14 protein-coding genes, 1 tRNA gene and 1 pseudogene are annotated in these 16,907 nt (G+C 61.6%); 12 read left to right on the forward strand and 4 right to left on the reverse strand.

Going from position 1 to position 16,907, the window contains the following annotated elements; all coding sequences use genetic code 11:
• Nucleotides 1-217: 217 nt before the first annotated feature.
• Together K32_RS01770 and K32_RS01775 are read right to left on the reverse strand one after the other, a co-directional pair.
• Nucleotides 218-1,231, reverse strand: a complete 1,014-nt coding sequence (locus K32_RS01770; RefSeq protein WP_244669779.1) for a DUF4062 domain-containing protein — start codon at nucleotides 1,229-1,231, stop codon at nucleotides 218-220.
• 87 nt (nucleotides 1,232-1,318) lie between these two features.
• Complete coding sequence (locus K32_RS01775; protein WP_201402378.1) at nucleotides 1,319-1,825, reverse strand: DUF4145 domain-containing protein; 507 nt, start codon at nucleotides 1,823-1,825, stop codon at nucleotides 1,319-1,321.
• 734 nt (nucleotides 1,826-2,559) lie between these two features.
• Between K32_RS01775 and K32_RS01780 the strand changes: the two genes are divergently transcribed.
• The 9 genes and pseudogenes from K32_RS01780 (at nucleotide 2,560) to K32_RS01820 (ending at nucleotide 12,171) form a co-directional block, all read left to right on the forward strand.
• Nucleotides 2,560-3,204, forward strand: a complete 645-nt coding sequence (locus K32_RS01780) for a recombinase family protein (RefSeq protein WP_201402379.1) — start codon at nucleotides 2,560-2,562, stop codon at nucleotides 3,202-3,204.
• Nucleotides 3,205-3,353: 149 nt separating this feature from the next.
• A pseudogene (locus K32_RS01785) lies at nucleotides 3,354-3,524 on the forward strand (SPFH domain-containing protein); the annotation flags it as partial.
• 47 nt (nucleotides 3,525-3,571) lie between these two features.
• Nucleotides 3,572-3,922, forward strand: coding sequence for a BRO family protein (locus K32_RS01790; protein ID WP_244669780.1), 351 nt, complete (start codon nucleotides 3,572-3,574; stop codon nucleotides 3,920-3,922).
• A 538-nt stretch (nucleotides 3,923-4,460) separates the two neighbouring features.
• Nucleotides 4,461-5,483, forward strand: a complete 1,023-nt coding sequence (locus K32_RS01795; protein WP_201402380.1) for a site-specific integrase — start codon at nucleotides 4,461-4,463, stop codon at nucleotides 5,481-5,483.
• A 287-nt stretch (nucleotides 5,484-5,770) separates the two neighbouring features.
• Complete coding sequence (locus tag K32_RS01800; protein WP_201402381.1) at nucleotides 5,771-6,205, forward strand: hypothetical protein; 435 nt, start codon at nucleotides 5,771-5,773, stop codon at nucleotides 6,203-6,205.
• Nucleotides 6,195-7,457, forward strand: a complete 1,263-nt coding sequence (locus K32_RS01805) for a hypothetical protein (RefSeq protein ID WP_201402382.1) — start codon at nucleotides 6,195-6,197, stop codon at nucleotides 7,455-7,457. Before K32_RS01800 ends, K32_RS01805 begins: the two co-directional genes overlap by 11 nt.
• A 159-nt stretch (nucleotides 7,458-7,616) precedes the next feature.
• Nucleotides 7,617-8,138, forward strand: coding sequence for a ribonuclease HI (gene rnhA / locus K32_RS01810; RefSeq protein WP_201402383.1), 522 nt, complete (start codon nucleotides 7,617-7,619; stop codon nucleotides 8,136-8,138).
• A gap of 102 nt (nucleotides 8,139-8,240) precedes the next feature.
• On the forward strand, nucleotides 8,241-10,637 hold the full coding sequence (locus tag K32_RS01815; protein ID WP_201402384.1) for a hypothetical protein: 2,397 nt from the start codon (nucleotides 8,241-8,243) through the stop codon (nucleotides 10,635-10,637).
• A gap of 889 nt (nucleotides 10,638-11,526) precedes the next feature.
• Entirely contained in the window at nucleotides 11,527-12,171 is a 645-nt protein-coding gene (locus tag K32_RS01820) for a hypothetical protein (protein ID WP_201402385.1), read from the forward strand.
• Between the two features lie 79 nt (nucleotides 12,172-12,250).
• Here the strand turns inward: K32_RS01820 and K32_RS01825 are convergent, their stop codons facing one another.
• Both K32_RS01825 and K32_RS01830 read right to left on the reverse strand, forming a co-directional pair.
• Nucleotides 12,251-13,477, reverse strand: a complete 1,227-nt coding sequence (locus tag K32_RS01825) for a site-specific integrase (RefSeq protein ID WP_201402386.1) — start codon at nucleotides 13,475-13,477, stop codon at nucleotides 12,251-12,253.
• A 529-nt stretch (nucleotides 13,478-14,006) separates the two neighbouring features.
• Nucleotides 14,007-14,081, reverse strand: a tRNA-Thr gene (locus tag K32_RS01830).
• A 602-nt stretch (nucleotides 14,082-14,683) separates the two neighbouring features.
• Between K32_RS01830 and K32_RS01835 the strand changes: the two genes are divergently transcribed.
• The 3 genes from K32_RS01835 to K32_RS01845 all read left to right on the forward strand — a co-directional run bounded on the left by K32_RS01835 (nucleotide 14,684) and on the right by K32_RS01845 (nucleotide 16,861).
• On the forward strand, nucleotides 14,684-14,911 hold the full coding sequence (locus K32_RS01835; protein ID WP_201402387.1) for a hypothetical protein: 228 nt from the start codon (nucleotides 14,684-14,686) through the stop codon (nucleotides 14,909-14,911).
• A 125-nt stretch (nucleotides 14,912-15,036) separates the two neighbouring features.
• Nucleotides 15,037-16,326: a UDP-N-acetylglucosamine 1-carboxyvinyltransferase gene (gene murA / locus K32_RS01840; RefSeq protein ID WP_201402388.1), complete on the forward strand. Its 1,290-nt coding sequence runs from the start codon at nucleotides 15,037-15,039 to the stop codon at nucleotides 16,324-16,326.
• Between the two features lie 82 nt (nucleotides 16,327-16,408).
• Nucleotides 16,409-16,861 (forward strand): DUF2948 family protein, encoded by a 453-nt coding sequence (locus K32_RS01845; protein WP_201402389.1) that lies wholly within the window; start codon nucleotides 16,409-16,411, stop codon nucleotides 16,859-16,861.
• The last annotated feature ends 46 nt before the right edge of the window (nucleotides 16,862-16,907 follow it).

Raw genomic sequence — 16,907 nt, forward strand, 5'->3', positions numbered from 1 at the left:
ACGAGGAGGGCCGGAAGTCGATCACCCTGAGCATCTACTCGGGCGGCCCATCGATGCAGCAAAAGCGGAGCTGTGTGGGAGCTGTAAGTCTTCCGTCGCAGCAAGAGATCGACCGCCCATAGCGGTCAAGAGCCGGTTTAAATCAGCGAAATTCGAGTTTAGCGTCTCGACTTGAGAAGTCCCCGGCGAATTCAATACGCGCCGAGGCCCGAGCGGCCTAGAAAGGGATTTCCTCGTCAAGATCAGGTTCGGCGGGAGGAGAGATTGCCGTCAGTCCCCGTCTCAGGATGAAATTTGGGACCTCCTGCTCGGCAAATTGATGGCGGCGCGCGATTTTCTTGGCGATCTCCGTGAATGGTGATTTTTCGCCATCGGGGGCCATCAAGCCGGCTTCGATATAGTAACCGAGAAGTTTTTGGAGGGTTCCCTTGCTTATCCTGAAAAATTCAGTTGTGTCATCGTCGGAGACTTCTTGAACGATAGCCGATCCTATCCTGACACAGCTGTCCTCGTCGTCAATCCAATATTCTCCGGTATAATCGTGTGTCCCCCATGCGAGATTTCCATGAACGATGGGGAACATCGTCATCCACGTTGTCCGGATCGTGCCACCACTGCCACGTCGGCCTCGGCCGGAGCGTGGTTGGTTGGGCAGAAAGTCAATGTCGATTGTAGCCGTTATTTCGGGGAGTTTTATGATGGGGATGTCAACTTCCAAGTTGCCAATAGTGTCTCGGAATTTGGCGTTTTCCTTCCTCACCTCATTTAGTTGCTCTAGAGCGTCGACACTCGCAATTGCATCCCCTCGAACCCAACCGACGCGGGGCCTGGTTTGTTTTGCATTCACTAAGGCAGCCAAGACTGTCGCCTGAAGCTCGCCGGAGGATGTCCATTGCGATCGGGTTCGCCCGCCTGATGCCTCTGTAATGAATGCTTCTAGGAGCTGCTTGCCCTCCAATGTGGGCTCAGTCTTGTCGGCGCTGATCTGACCGCGCGCGCCGTGCAGCATTACAAGCACCGGTATATTCTGCGAAACAGCGTAGCGGAACTCCTTATGGGTGTAACTCAGTCCGTCCTCTGCAACGGAACCGTAGCGCCCCCCGATGATCAGCACGTAGTAGTCGCATTTGTCGAGAAGGGATTTGATCAAGGCAAAAGCCGTCTCGTCTGACGCGGGGAACGACTCCATCTGCACCGGAAAATCGCCCGCTTTTATAACGGTATCCTGCACCGCCCTCCGTTCGTCCTTAAGATCCTCATAGGTGGAGCTTATGAAGATGGAATATCGCTTATCGTGCACTATATTACCTAACGCCCATCAGTATTTTCCCTTGCTGCTATTCAGTTTTGTTATCTTGGCCTTGATAGATTTCTTGTCATAGACCCCCAGCAGAACGTCTTCGAGAACGTCGACCGCATCAAAGAAGGCTTCATCTGAAACGGCCGTTCCGTGTGTGCCAAGGTTGCCTATGTGGCGCAATGCGTCGAGAGCATCCTTGGAGTCGGAGCCATTGGCTGTCGCTGCGAAAACGTCGATCCGCGAAGCAAGGTCCATCCTTGTTGTTTTTCCGGAAGCACTGCCTTTGTCTCGCGGAATATTCTGATCGTCAAGCATCTGCTCAACAGCAGTGCGAAGTCGGCCGATAGATGCCGCGAGGTCTACCCAATAGAGCTGAAATGCCAGTTGAAGCTGTTGCTGGACGTCGGATGGGGTGTCGACGGGCGGACGAAATAGCGGTGGCGCGGGGAAAACAGCGTGAGGTTGTAGGTGATCTATGTAACCCCAGCCTTTGTACCCTGGCTCGTCGTGGTAGAATGGAACCATTTCCGTGTTCCCTGCAAGGGACACTACTTCACCGCAAGTGGTCTCATCACATTTCAACCGGAGTGCGAACCGCTTCTCGGACCACTCTGGCTCCCAGTCGTCATGCTGCTGTGCCAATGTTGAAAATTTTGGCTCATCGACATTCAAGCTGCCGGGTATTGCTTTCAATTTTCCCGGGGTACAACGGGGACAGGGTAGTCCGGGGACCATGTCCTGCGGAAAGGAAGGCTTCCACAACTCTCGATTGGCTGGCATTTATAGCCCCTTACTAATGCGGGTCTATATTTATTCGCGCCCAATCCAGTTAATCAATGCGCTTGGCTCTGGAAATGCGGGGAAACTGGCGGAAAAATCCGAAGGGGTGAAATCCAGCATTGCGGAGCGCGCATCACCCCCCCGCCGCCCATCGGCCACCCACAAGCCCACCATCGGCTACCCGTTCTCAGTCACCATAGGCCAATGCCACGACGGCCATCGCCTCCTGGCCCATCGGGACCACATCTATCGCCACCGGTTGCGCGACAGGTAGCACGCCGCGCCGCGCCGTCCCCGGCGATGCCGCGCTCATCCCCGCCACTCTTCCCGTTTCACGCCGCTTCGATTTGGCTGTGCTTCAGGAGAAGCGCCAGAGCTGCCCCCGAACACGGCCATGCTTCGCTTCGATAATTCCGCTTGACCATTCAAATCGCAGCGATATTAATCGAAGCATCTAAAACGAAGCAGAGCAGTCCCTGATGTTCATTCGAGCCTATCTCCGCGCGTCCACGAAAGAGCAGGACGCAACGCGGGCTCAGTCCGACCTTCACAAGTTTGCTGAGGAGCGCGGGCTGAAGATCGCGGCCACCTACGTCGAGAACGAGAGCGGCGCATCGCTCAAGCGTCCGGAACTCTTTCGCCTCCTGGCTGATTGTTCGCCCGGCGACGTGCTGCTGATCGAACAGGTGGACCGCTTGAGCCGCCTGAATGCCACCGATTGGGAGCGCCTCAAGGACGAGATCAGGTCCCGCAGGGTGAAGGTCGTAGCGCTCGACCTCCCGACATCGTGGAGCATGATCCAGTCGAACCCCGACGATATCCAGAGCCGGATGCTCGACGCGATCAACGCCATGATGCTCGACATGCTCGCCGCCATCGCCCGTAAGGACTACGAGGACCGGCTCCGTCGTCAGGCTCAAGGGATCGCCAAGGCGAAGGAGGAAGGGGCCTATCGTGGACGCCCTGAGGACACCGAGCGGAACGCCGCTATCCTTCAGATGCTCCGGGGCGGGCAGAAGTGGCGTGACATCGCTGTGGCGACAGGCTGTTCCATGTCCACGCTGTCGCGGCTGGCGAAGCGGCTGGCTGACGAGCCCATGCAGACGAACACGACGGAGGCTTGAGGGCCATGGTTGAGGTGATCGTCATGGTGATCGTGGGCGCAATCGCGGGCGTCTTCGCGGTCGGCGGACTGGCTGGCGTTCTGCGAGGCTTCGGGCTCTTCGATTAAGGGCGGACGGGGCAAGGTCGGTCCGACCGTACTAGCAGCGGGGCTGTCGAGGGGCCCGTCGTGATCGAGGCGGTGCAGATCGAGAACATCGACTTCAGCGACACCTACGAGGCCAAGATCGAAGAGCGCATGAGCGCGGAGATCGAGGTCCAGAAGCTGAAGCAGAACGCCGAGCGCGAGAAGGTTCAGGCGGCGATCACCGTCACCCAGGCACGCCGTGGTTCCTCGCCGCTGACATCTGCCGCGCGCTCGGCCTTTCGTTGATCGGGGGTGCCGGGCGTCATCTCTTGAAGTTGGGGAAGGAGGAAGTCCGGCGCATTCCCCGCAATATTATTGCTGGGAAGGGAATGACCCAAGCCTCGCTTGTCACCGAAAGTGGCCTCTACAAGTTGGTCCTGCGGGCAAGCGGCGAGGACGCCAAGGAGTTCCAGAACTGGGTCACTCAGGTGGTCCTCCCGTCGATCCGGAAGGACGGCGGCTATGTCATGGGCGAGGAGAAGCTCGCGACTGGCGCGATGACTGAGGACCAGTTCATCCTGACCGCGATGCGGATGATGGAGGGCAAGGTGGCGCGCTACCGTGCGACAATATGTCAACACTTCACCATATGATGACTATCGAAATGGGCCGATCTTTCCTAGCAAATACGCACTCTGCAATAGTCGTCATCATACGGTGACGATGTCTAGCTCAGTCATAAGCAGCGCTGACCGTCGATCCTATTTCCGCATTGCCGAACGAATATTTAGGTCACACAAATCCGGGGCCAAATAACAATACCTCGGAGATCCGCCATGCCACCCAAGCATACGTACTGCCGCGCAAATTCGCGACCGCAAGACCAGATCACGGCACACCTTGTGGCCGCCCATGACCTCCTCACGGACTTAGCCACAAGCTCCGGGCTCACCTATCCCGAGAAGGACGCTGTGGCAGCACTGCGGGTAGTCAACGGCTTCCTCTTCGAGGCGGCGGTTGCGATGGCCTCAGGTGCCCCGATTGGCGCTAGCGGGGTCCTAGAGCCGCACCGATGGGCCCTCATGAAGCTCATCGAGTTCAACAGCCTCCTGCCCGAAGAGGCGCAGACGCTCCCCGCGCAGTGGCTCGCCTCGCTTGGCGCTTCCAAGCCCACCAAGGGGAGCAAGTGACATGGCGCGGATGAGAGGACGACGCTGGCAGGGCGATGTGACCACGGCTGACGGAAAGCGGCTAAGACCGACCTTCGCGACCGAGGCGGCGGCGATGCAATGGGAGGACGAAGCGCGGGACGCCGTGCAACTCGGAAAGCCGATCCCGAAGGCGCTGGACATGCCCCGCGCCGAAGCCGCTCGGGACCTGACCCGGTTGGGCGTCCTGTACGACTTCGTTTGCAGAACCGAGTGGGACGCCATGCGCGCCGCTGCCGACCTGAAGCGCAACGGGCTCCATGTGGTCGAGTATTTCGGGCGGAACAAGGATGTCCGGGAGATCCAGATGCCCGACATCGCTGACCTCAAGACCCACTTCGCCAAGCGCGGCAACTCGACGGCGACGATCAACCGGAAGTGCGCAGCGCTGTCGAAGATGCTGCATGTGGCGGTCGAGGCCAGCGTTCTCGCGAAGGTCCCGAAGATCAAGCGCAACGTCGAGGTGAAGACGCGCTTCCGCTATATCGATGAGACCGAAGAGCGGGCGATCATGGCTTACTGGAACGCCCGAGGGTGGACTGACTACGCCGACCTGACGACGCTCTTGGTGGACACCGGGGCGCGCTGCTTCTCGGAGATGATCTCGGCGCACTGGGACGCCTTCGGGCCGCACAATGCCTCCGTCACCTTCTGGGACACGAAGACGAACCAGCCGCGCACCGTTCCGCTCACCAAGCGGTGCCGGGAGATCATTGCCAAGCGCCAAGGCCATCACGGCCACAATGCGGGCCCGTTCACGATGATGAAGAAGGGGACGATGGCCGTCCGCTGGGATGCCATGCAGGAGACGTTGGGGCTGCACGACGTGACGCCGCACACTCTGCGCCATACCTGCTGCACCCGGCTGATCCTCGGCGGCGTGGACGTGAAGCGCGTCATGGAATGGATGGGGCACAACAACCTGACTACGACGATGCGATATATGCAGATCCGGCCGGATGCTCTTCAGGAGGCGCTTCAGGTGCTTGAGCGGGCACAGGCGTAGAGCGCGGGTCTCGGCATTTTCTGGACGGTCCTGACGACGTGGCGGGCATTACGCCGTCCACTAGGTACGAGAAGCTCCTGACGCTCCTCGGATAGCCGCGAATAAGGACGCCCAATAGGACACGACAGGCATCCGCGCCGGGCTCATCTCCACGCCTGTGTCTGCCTATCTGTCTACAGGCATGTATTGCGTTCAGGCGCTGATGCCGCCGCCACCATCATCGATCCACCCCATGGGCCTCGAAGGGACAACCTTCGGGGCCTTCTTCATTTCACGAAAGGAAATCAGTGACTTCCGACCAGTTGCATCAACCCAAGACGCCTCGCAGCGTCAAGCGTCCCAGCCGCCGTCAGCCCATCCCCTTCATTGACGAGTTCGGCGCGGAGGCGCTCAAGATCCCCCTCGACGGCCACGGATTGCGCCATGCGATCGTGAGCCCTCGCGACTATCAGGGTGTCCTTGACAGCGGCCTGACGGGCGCATGGTTCACGAACGGCAACGGTCATGGACGGCGCTATGTCCGTACCTGGGCACCCGGCAGCCCCGGCACGCTCGCGCTCATTGCGCGGGTTATCTTGGAAGCGGGGCCCGGCGAGATCATTCGCTACGCTAACGGCGACAGCCTCGACCTGCGCGGTTCGAACCTGATGATCATGCGTGGCAGGGCAAAGCGGCGGGATAGCTTGTTGGCATCTACGGGCGGCCCCACTCTTGCCGCCTGACAGGCCCGTTCGCGACCTGCGGTTCCGACATGAACTGTATCCCGCGAGCGAGAAGCTTGCCGACCTCGCTTCCGACATCGTGGAGCAGGTTTTACAGCGCGAGTACAACCTCCGTCTCAGGCTTCGACAACGGAAGCCGGACGCTCTCGCCGGGCTGTACAATGCCATCGCCGTCATCGTCGCCAACCTCGCCCACTTCGTTGTGTTTCCGGGGGAGGAGCCAGCCATTCTTCTGCCTCTCGGACATGCCCGAACGGTGCAGAGCGAGCCCATTCAGCCGGGGTTTGGCAAGGGGCTTACGGCGGCCGTGGAGGGGCTTCAGGCGGTCGGAGTGGCTGTCGTTGCCCTGCCAACGGAACACCATCAGGCGACCACGATAGCGCCCTCTGCGGGCATCCGGGAACTGGTCTTGTCGCTCGCTCTAGCGAAGGAAGATTTCCGCTGGAGACACGTCCGGGACTGCATACGCCTGACCAGAAAGGACCACCAAGGAAGACGATGGGCGGTGCCCGTTCCGATGACCTCGGAGGCGGAGACACACCGAGAGGAAATGAGGGCGATCAACGGCCACCTGACCTCAGCCGATATCACCTATGTCGGCAATGATCCTGTCGATACCAGCGACAGGCTGATGACCCGCCACTTCAATCACCCGCTTCATGAGCCCAAGCCCTCCCTCGACCTCGGCGGGCGACTGTTCGGCGGCTTCTGGCAAAGGCTCAGGCGGGGGGCTCGTCAGCATATCCGTATCAACGGAGAGGCCACTATCGAACTCGACTACGGGCAGATGTTTCCCCGGCTAGCCTATGCCCATGTTCAAGCCAGTCCGCCCTCCGGCGACCTGTACGCGCTCCCGAAGCTTACCGAGGTCGGGCCGGAGCATCGGAGCGCGGTCAAGAAGGCTTTCAATGCCCTCATGTTCAAGGCCGGGGTCATGCGGATATGGCCGCCGGAGATTGCCAAGGGGCTTCCTTCGGACTGCTCCGTGGGGAAGTTCCGGAAGGCGCTCCTCGCCCGACATCCATTCCTCACGGACATCCTGAACACGGGCATCGGCTATCGGCTGATGAACCGGGAAAGCTGCATCATGTGCCGCGTGCTCATGGGCTGCATCGCTCTCGGCATCACCGTCTTGCCAATCCACGACGCTGTGCTCTGCCCCGCATCCGCAGCCTTCATGGTGCAGCAGATCATGGCCGATGCTGCTCTCCATATCGCGGGCCACACGGTCCCTGTCTCTGTGAAGACCTAACCGGATCGGACCTGCGTCCGTCCCCGATGGCAGGTGCCACCTCATGGAACCGAGCCAACAACTCTACCACCCCCCCCTCTTCTCTACCTTAGTGAGGCCCATAAGGCTGACCTAGGGGAACATTCATTCATAGAACCAACGAAAGCGAAGCTGACAACCATGAACATCATCAATCCGACGACCGCGAACTCCGACCTCGCTCGCATCACCGTTCACACCGATGGAGCCTGTTCCGGCAATCCCGGCCCCGGTGGATGGGCCGCTATTATCGTTGCCCGCCATGACGGCATCGAAGCGCCCCGGCAGGATATCAGCGGCGGCGAGCGCGAGCCGACCACGAATAACCGAATGGAACTGATGGCCGCCATCAAGGCGCTCGGCTGGATCAAGGATCGGAAGAGCTTCTCGGCAGCAGTCCCGATCCACGTTCGCAGCGACAGCCAGTATGTCGTCAACGGTATGAACGTCTGGCTGGCGAAATGGCTCTCGAACGGCTGGCGGGGCTCCGACAAGCGACCGGTCAAGAACCGCGACCTCTGGACCGAACTCCATGGTTTGGCGGGTGACATGGACGTGACGTGGCAATGGGTCCGAGGACATTCCGGCGACCCGTTGAACGAGGCCGTAGACGCTCTGGCTGTTGCGGCAATCCCGAAGGACGAAAGCCGCCACGCCACCTGACCGCCGCGCCCATCCTTCTCTCAGCACACCTCTCCGGCCTCCGAGTGTCACCCGCTCGGGGGCCTTTTCGTATTCATCATCAGCACAAGGAATAATGCACCCATGGCCAACGGCCTCTTTGGAACCAATATCGCCGCCCCGGAAATCCGACAGGCGCAGCTACAGCCCACCGCCGTCCCCGGAAGCACCTTCGTCCGTCCGCAACAGCGCGACGCGGGTGGCAACCTCCGGGCCCTAGCGGACGCCCTCGGCGGCCTCAATGGTGCCCTCCAAACCTACGGCACCGTCGTTGCTAAGGAGGAGCAGGACCCGCAGTCCCGCGCCAATCAGGAGTGGATCGCCAAGCGGCAACTGATGTCCGCCGAGGAGCTTCGTCAGGAAGCCAAGATCGGCTCCCCTGCGGGCGTTAGGATCCGCGAGGATGCCCTCAACTCGCTCCTGGGCGAGAAGGCCAACGAGGATTTCCGCACGAACTGGTCGACCTTCTACAACACCGGCTTCGATCGTTCGACCGGCAACGCCGCCGCCGAGTTTGACCGGATGCGCGAGGAGACCGCCGCCGCTCTCCCGAACGACCTGGCACGCGCAAACTTCTACCGGCTGACCGGGGATTACCGTTCTGCGTGGATGCAGAAGGACACAGAGGAGAAGACGGGGTACGTCAAGCAGCAGATCAATACGACGGTCATCGACAGCTTCCGAAACTCGATCGATGACAGCCTCAACATCCACAAGCTCGACCCCGCCAAGGCCGCCGAGATCGTCTTCACTAAGTCGGCTTCGAACCGAGATTTCCTCGGGCTCTCGGGGCAGGAGCAGAACGAAACGATCTTCGCGATTGCCGAGGAGTACGCCCTCAAGGGCAACGAGGAGTTGGCCCGAGCGCTGCTGGATGGTGTCCGGAAGGGCGCTGACGGCAAGGACCTTCCGCCCCTCTCCAAGATTGCTGGCTACGCGGACAAGTCCATCCGCCTGATCGAACAGGCCGGGGCCATCCGGGACAAGAACGCCCGCGAGGGCAGCTTCAAGGTCCGCGTCGAGGATGACGATCTGATCCTGCGCGGGGCCTTCACGGAGGCTGAGGCAGAGAAGCGGCGGGGCAGTGGCGTCTATACCGACCCGGAACTGGCGAACATGGTCGACCAGTCCAAGCGGGCGGGCATCGCCATCCAGAACAAGAAGGCCACCGGCGAGCAGAAGCGGGCCCTTAGGGTCAACTCAGAGCGCGAGGAGGGGCGCGTTATCGCCCAAGCGTACAGCGCCATGCAGCGCGTCGGCGGCATCACCAGCATCAGGGACGTGGAAATCCCCAGCCCGACTGGCGAGGGCACGACGACGCTCTCCCGCGCCCGGTCCATCGAACTCGTGACGGACCTGTTCGAAGAGAACCTTGACGACCAGAAGGCGCAGAAGATCGCGCAAGGCACCCCGGAGGACGTGGCGGCGAAGCAGGTACAGAGCGCCCGCATCGCTTGGTACTCCATGAACAGGCTGGACAATGCCGAGTGGTCCCATGCCCTCAACGGCATTGCCAGTCTCGTCACCCCTGAGACCATCGCGGAGCGCGGCCAGCTTCTGCCTCAGATGACGGCCAACGCGGAGCTCTACCGGAACCTGAAGGCGGCCAATCCTGGCTACCTCTCGACCCTCATCACCGACAAGGCGTCGCGGGAGTTCCTGGAGGTCTACGATAGGGCGATCACAACGCGGAGGATGCAGCCGGACGAAGCGCTGTTGATGGCGGCGCACGAGGTCGCCAAGGACGAGATCATGAAGGTGCGGTCGATGGTGTCACAACAGGACGCCGGGAAGATCGCGGACCGCCTTCTCCGGGATCTTGGGCTCAAGCGTGAGGGCGCGAATGCCGCCTTCGTGATGGGCCGCATCCATGACATGTCCCGCTCGGGGGCTTCAGAGAAGGAGATCAAGGCCGAGCTTCAGAAGGAAATCGAGGACACGTCCGTGCCGATCAACGGGGTGCTGGTGTTTGACCATCGGGACCTTCCGGCTGACTTCCCAGAGCTTGTTCGGGATGAGCTCAAAGGCGTCTTCGAGGTGTTCGGGAAGCGCTACGGTCTCCCGGATGTCAGCGACCTCTTCATCGTGGCGGAGAGCGGTGAGAGCCGGTGGTCAGTATGGAGCAAGCAGCTGCGGCGGCCCGTTGGGGCGAGCATGATCACCCCGTCGATCCTCGACAGGCGCCGGGGCATCCGTCAGACGGCCCAAGACGCACTTACCCGCGAGATGGTGGCCAAGGACGACGCGAAGCGCGCCGCCGCAGAGAAGAAGTTCAACGAGGAGATCGCCTACGAGCGGGCCCGCTTGGCGGAGACCCGAAGGAACGGCGGCCGCTTCATGAACTGGCTGGCTGACGACCATGAGGCCCGCCTCAACAAGCGCATCGCGGAAGCACAGGCGGTCCGCCTCAGGGGCGAGCAGGAGCGCGCTAAGGCACTCCGAGAGGAGCGTCAGAGGCGGAACAACGGCGGCCGTCAGTAGACCGGAGAGCGGCCCCGTCATTTTGGCGGGGTCGCCCCAACTGCGTCACGCGGGTTGCGCTCATGTGATGCGATTTTTACGCAAAGATGCTTAGCTAAGGGCCGAAACGTCGCTACGTCATGATTTGGGGCAAAATGCTGAACGCGATCCTCTCAGGCAAGGCCGGGTCTGTATCGACAGGGGCTGAAGAAAACGTTTCATGGAAGCATATATTTAGGGCGAATGAGGATCTTCTAACGGCGACGATCTTCGAGCGTCTTTCGTACCTCGATGGAACGACGTGTTGGCAGATACTGCGTTCAACATTCGGCCCTGCGTTGCCCGAGCATCATGTTGCCATCATGAGAAAAATTGAGTTTTGGCCTAGGTGGTCAGACAGTTTGAATGAAGGGAGAAGTGTGGAGCCCGATGTCCTGCTCCAATTTGAACTTGGTGATGATCCTCCACTAAAAGTTGACCTTATCGTTGAGGCAAAGCTGGGTGGACAGCAATATGCCGGCCAATGGCGTCGTCAAATACAGTCCTACAGGAAGCGATCGATGGATGATGGGGGGGCTGGAAGTAGACGCCGCCTATTTTCTCGCAATCGGAGGACTTGACGCCCCCGCTCGCCAGGTAATCGCTCGCCTTTTAGACCCCGCCCCGGCAGCCCCAGATAAGCACATCCGAGTTGTCGCCGCAGCGGCCGAGTGGAGCAAATTGGCCACAGCTATCCAAGAGACGAAGGCGATCAACCAGCAAACCCAGAGGGTGCTTGATGATGTAGCTCAAGCGCTTGAACTATTTGGGCAGGGGCACATCCATGCAATCAGTACTCTCGTGAATTTTGAGGCATTGAGATCCCTAGACAGTCTCGGCTTTTTGAGGGGCCCCTTGTAAGGATATTTCGATGCCTATACCGAAGGAAACGTTGGCCGATGTTCGCCGTGCTTACCGGCTGATCTGGGGCTACCAGCGTCGTATTATGGATATCCTGAATTTGATGGCCGATGAGTTCGATAGCCACGAATTCTACTGTTGGAAAACTTTAGACAGGGATCCCCCTGCGAAGCGAGGGACGAACCCGCTCAAGAAGTGGGCCTGGGATCTCCTACCCCTCTACCAGGCCTCGTTCTTGTACACCTCTGTCGGTAGTGATCTTGGGGCACTCAAGGCGGGGGAGTGGCTGCTCGAATTCTATGTAAATTCGGACAGCATCGATTTGAAGCGCTACCAGCCCGGCGAGCCTGATGCCCTGAAATTTGGCAGTGCTGAGAAGACCAATTCTACGATCTCGTTGGTGGCTTGGAAGTGTACATCAGATACCAAGGCTGATTGGTTTCGTGACGTCTGGAGTTATTCCGGGTGGCCGACGGGGAGCGATGTTTTGCAGATAGAGGATTACCCCGTTCGAGCAGTCAAACTCGAGTTTCCAATCGAGGATTTGGACGATAAGCCGGCTATCAAAGCGGCGGTCTCCGACTTTCGGGCCCTTCTGAAGGCGAAGCTTGAGATTGCAGATCCCACGATAGCTCAATTTGATAGTCCGCGGTGACTTTATGCATTTGGGGATGGGTGGTGCAGGTCGCGGCGAGGCGCACTGGGGCCGCTATTGGCCCTTTCCCCTCTGGCAATTACCCCAACGGCTCCTTCGGGTACTTGTCCATCTCAGCCCGAAGGCCGCCCATGTCGCCATAGGTGTCGCCCAAGCCGGGCAGACGATGGCCCACGATATATTCGCGCTTCTCGTGGTCAATCCCTGCGGCTCGGGCACGTGTCACGAAGCGGTGCCGCCAACCGTGGTTAGGCTGTACCTCGGTATCCGTCACTCCAACGACCCCGCGCACCCACTCGCTCAAGCGGCCGCCAGCCGCCTTAGCTCGTGCCGAGTTCTTCTCTTGGTTTCCGGCGTCATTGATGAAAAGCGGACCGGCCCCGACTGCATCGATCATTGCCAGAAAGCCACGCTCCACGAGGTCAGCATGAACCGGCACGTCTCGATAGATGCCCGACTTGGTAGACCCCGCCTCGGGCTTCAATCGCATCACCCACCCGTCCGCTTCCTTACGGACATCGGAGCCGCGAAGCTGGGCCACCTCTGCGACGCGCGCGCCTGAATAAGCCATAAGCCACGGTAGCCATTGAAGGGCCCTGTGCGACGCGGAGACTCGCCGTCCCTTCTCGACACTGAGAGACGCAGACAGGATTGCCTTTGCCTCGGCATCGGTAAAACCCCTCTCGCGGTTTCGCTGCTTCTTGTCTGCGCCTATGAATGTACCGCTGGCAGGGTTGACGTCCAAAGCGCCGTCAGCGACTTGGCGTCCATAGACCGTCCGCACACATGCAAGCTTCTTCGCGCTGATCGTTTTTGCCGACAGTCCCAAGGCCAGTAGATGGTCGCGCCAAGCGGCAATGTCGGCCCGAGATACGCGCAGCGGATCAGCGAGCTTCCGCTCTTTCTGGACGAAGCCCCCGAACTCCTCAACGAAGATGCTCCGGTAGGAGCGGATGGTTCTTGTGGACCGGGAGCCGTGTTTGCCGGGAACGCGCGCATAGGCAGCAAACACATCTTCGAACGATCCCGCTTCACCAACGACAGCGACGGCGGTGGGAGGCACCAGTGGCACGAAGCGCTGCTCTACCGGATCAGGAGAATAGTCATCGCGCGAATAACGTTTCAGCGTCACGGCAGCGTCAGTTGAGGCGCGCTCGACAGCCAGCAGGAGCCGCGCCCGACTAGCGGCGTCAACAACTTCGCCGTAGCGCGCCAATACCCAGTCCGCGAGCCAGCCAAAGCGGCGCTCCATGCCCTCAAGGGCCGCCGAGGGCACGCGGGGCAGGGCGTCGATAGCTCCGCTCATATCGGCACCAAAGGCATTCAGCGCATCCTGTGCGGCGTCTCCGATATCCGATGAGAGGAACGGCGGCGATCCACATTTCGGGCGTTCCGGGGTTCTCCTCGAAGCGGTCCTTGAACAGCCGGTAGACCTCCCCGGACAGGGCGTTGATGCGCCGCTGCGACAGCGTTGCGGGGCCGGTTCTTAGGTTCTGCCAAACGGTCTCTAGGTGGGCCAGAGCGAGCCCTTGACGCTGACGGCCAACCGCCTCGTCGCTCGTCGCCAAGGAACAGCGCACGGTGTCGCCTAGGGTGACGACAACGCAATGCTCGGGGGAATTTCCGTTTGCGGGGAAGTCAAATCGGACTGGGAGGCCCCTCGCACGTTCTCGGATATCGGCGGGAACACGGAGCTTCAATTGGTGCCGAGAGCTATCTCGGCGGGCTGTCGGACGCGGCATTCTGAGCACCATTGTGGCACGCTCCTGTGGCACGGTGGAGCAAGCCGAACCCTAGGAATGGCGCAGTCTTCTAACGATATCAACAGGATGAAGTGGTGCTGCAAGAGAGGATTGAACTCTCGACCTCTCCCTTACCAAGGGAGTGCTCTACCACTGAGCTACTGCAGCGCTGTCGGGGAAGTGTCCCGGAACGGGGGTCTTACTGCCACAGCGGTGCGGCGCGATCAAGCGGGTCGGCGAAGTTTCCCAGCCTTTCGCGCAGACGGGGATAAGTTGGTGCGCTGCAATGCTCTTTTGCGGGCGGAAATCGCCCGCCTGTGGACATCTCCGCCGCGGTCGCAGGCGGTGGAGCACGCAGCGCCAGGGTGGCGCACCATGGTCGCCGCCGACGGGATCCGGATATTGTGGCCCACAAGTCGGAATCGGGCCGAATTGATGCTCCAGGTGCCGAGCGGCGGCCCGCCAAGCCATTGTCTGAGCGCTCCCTGATCGACGCGGATTGGCGAAATCCGCGTGCAGATCGGCGTCCTTCCGACATTGCGGGCCAGACGCTGAGGAGGGGACGCTCGTCGCGGCACTTCGCGCGCTGGATCCCCCCGGAATTCTCGCGGGCCGCAGAGGATCCTCGCCGGCTCGGCGCGCCGCCATGCTCCGGATGGAAGACGAGCGGGCGGCGAGGGGATATGTTGGCTTTAGATCGAATCCCGCCTCCGACGCGTTCGGCAGGGGGATCCAGAGACAGTCACTCAAGACCACGACCCGCTAAAACCATGATGACGACGCCAAAGCCCGATCCGAACGCCCCGCAGACATCCGATGCCGACACGAAGGACGAGCCGGCGGCTGCCCCGTCCGCCGCGAAGGCCTCGTTGGCGCGGGCGCAGAAGGCGCAGGAGGAACGGCTGGCGGCAGCGCTTCGGGCCAATCTCGCCCGCCGCAAGGCGGCGACGCGGGCGGCGCGCCAGGCGGGACGCGCCTCCGACGACGACGAGGCGTGACGCGAAGCCGGCTTTTCCTTGTATCAGCCGCAATCCTGCATTAGAGCGACAGAAATCCGGGGTGGGGCACGCTCGTCAACGTTCGCCGCTGCTCGTCACCTTCGCTTCGAAAGGCTTGGCTGGTCATGGACAGAATCCGCATCGTCGGTGGCGCGCGCCTGAACGGCACGATCCCGATCTCCGGCGCCAAGAACGCCGCCCTGCCGCTGATGATCGCGAGCCTCCTGACCGACGAGACGCTGATTCTCGCCAATGTGCCGCGCCTCGCCGACGTGGCGCAGCTGAAGCGCATCCTCGGCAATCACGGCGTCGACATGACGGTCGCCGGCAAGCGCCTCGGCGAGGGCGAGCTTTCCGGCGAGACCGTGCATCTGACCGCGCGCACCATCGTCGACACCACCGCGCCCTACGAGCTGGTCTCGGCCATGCGCGCCAGCTTCTGGGTGATCGGCCCGCTGCTCGCCCGCGAAGGCTTCGCCAAGGTGTCGCTGCCCGGCGGCTGCGCCATCGGCACGCGTCCGGTCGACCTCTTCCTCGAGGCGCTGCAGACGCTCGGCGCCGAGATCGACATCGAGGGCGGCTATGTGGTGGCCCGCGCGCCGGAAGGCCTCAAGGGCGCCCGCGTCGCCTTCCCGAAAGTGACGGTCGGTGCGACGCATGTGACCATGATGGCGGCGACGCTCGCCAAGGGCGAGACGATCATCGAGAACGCGGCGCGCGAGCCGGAAGTCGTCGATCTCGCCGAATGCCTGATCAAGATGGGCGCCAGGATCACCGGTGCCGGCACCTCGACGATCCGCATCGAGGGCGTCTCGCGCTTGAACGGCGCGCGCCATTCGGTCATGCCGGACCGCATCGAGGCCGGCACCTACGCCATGGCCGTCACCATGACGGGCGGCGACGTGCTGCTCGAGGGCGCGCGGTCGGACGATCTGAAGCGGCCGCTCGAGATCCTGCGCGAAGTCGGCGCCGAGATCACCGAGACGAATGAGGGCCTGCGCGTCTATCGCAACGGCGCCGACCTGAAGCCGGTCAACATCTCGACCGAGCCGTTCCCCGGCTTCCCGACGGATCTGCAGGCGCAGCTGATGGCACTGGTGACGCGGGCCGAGGGTACCTCGGTGATTCGCGAGACGATCTTCGAGAACCGCTTCATGCATGTGCAGGAACTCGCCCGCTTCGGCGCCGAGATCCATTTGGACGGCCAGAACGCCACCGTCGTCGGCGTGCCGCGCCTGAAGGGCGCGCCGGTGATGGCGACGGATTTGCGCGCCTCGGTGTCGCTCGTCATCGCCGGCCTGGTCGCCGAGGGCGAGACGATCGTCAATCGCGTCTACCATCTCGACCGCGGCTTCGAGCGCCTCGAGGACAAGCTCTCGCGCTGCGGCGCGACGATCGAGCGGATCTCCGGCTGATCTTCCACACGCGACCTGTTGCGGAGCGGCCACACAGTGACTACCTGTCGGATCAAGTAACACAGGCCGACAGGTGTCTCTCATGGATCAGCTGAAACTCGCCGCGTTCGACGCCGAGGACCTCGCCGTCGTTTCCGCCCACGTCCAGGACGCGGTGCTGAAGGTCGGCGACATCGCCTTCATTCCGAAGGAAAAGCGCTTCGCCGGCGTCATCAACCGCTTCGTCTGGGAAAAAGAGGCGGAGGGGCGCGCCGCGAAGAAGAACTGGGAGCGTCGCCGTTCCGGCTTCCATTTCGACCGCGTGCTCGCGGTCCGCTCGACCGGTATCGACCGCACCCGGCCCGACGCCGTTCTCGACCTTCTCGCCATCGCCTTCGAGCCCGGCGAAGAGCCGGCCGGCACGATCACGCTGATCTTCGCCGGTGGCGGCGCCATCGCGCTCGACGTCGAGTGCATCGAGGCCGCCGTCCGCGATCTCGGCCCCGCCTGGGCCACCCAGTGCTGCCCCGAGCACAAGCTCGACCAGACCGCCTGACGGCGCTCCGACACCCGGAAGGCCGCCCGCCCATCCCCGTGCGGCC

Source organism: Kaistia sp. 32K (assembly GCF_016629525.1).
Lineage (GTDB): Bacteria > Pseudomonadota > Alphaproteobacteria > Rhizobiales > Kaistiaceae > Kaistia.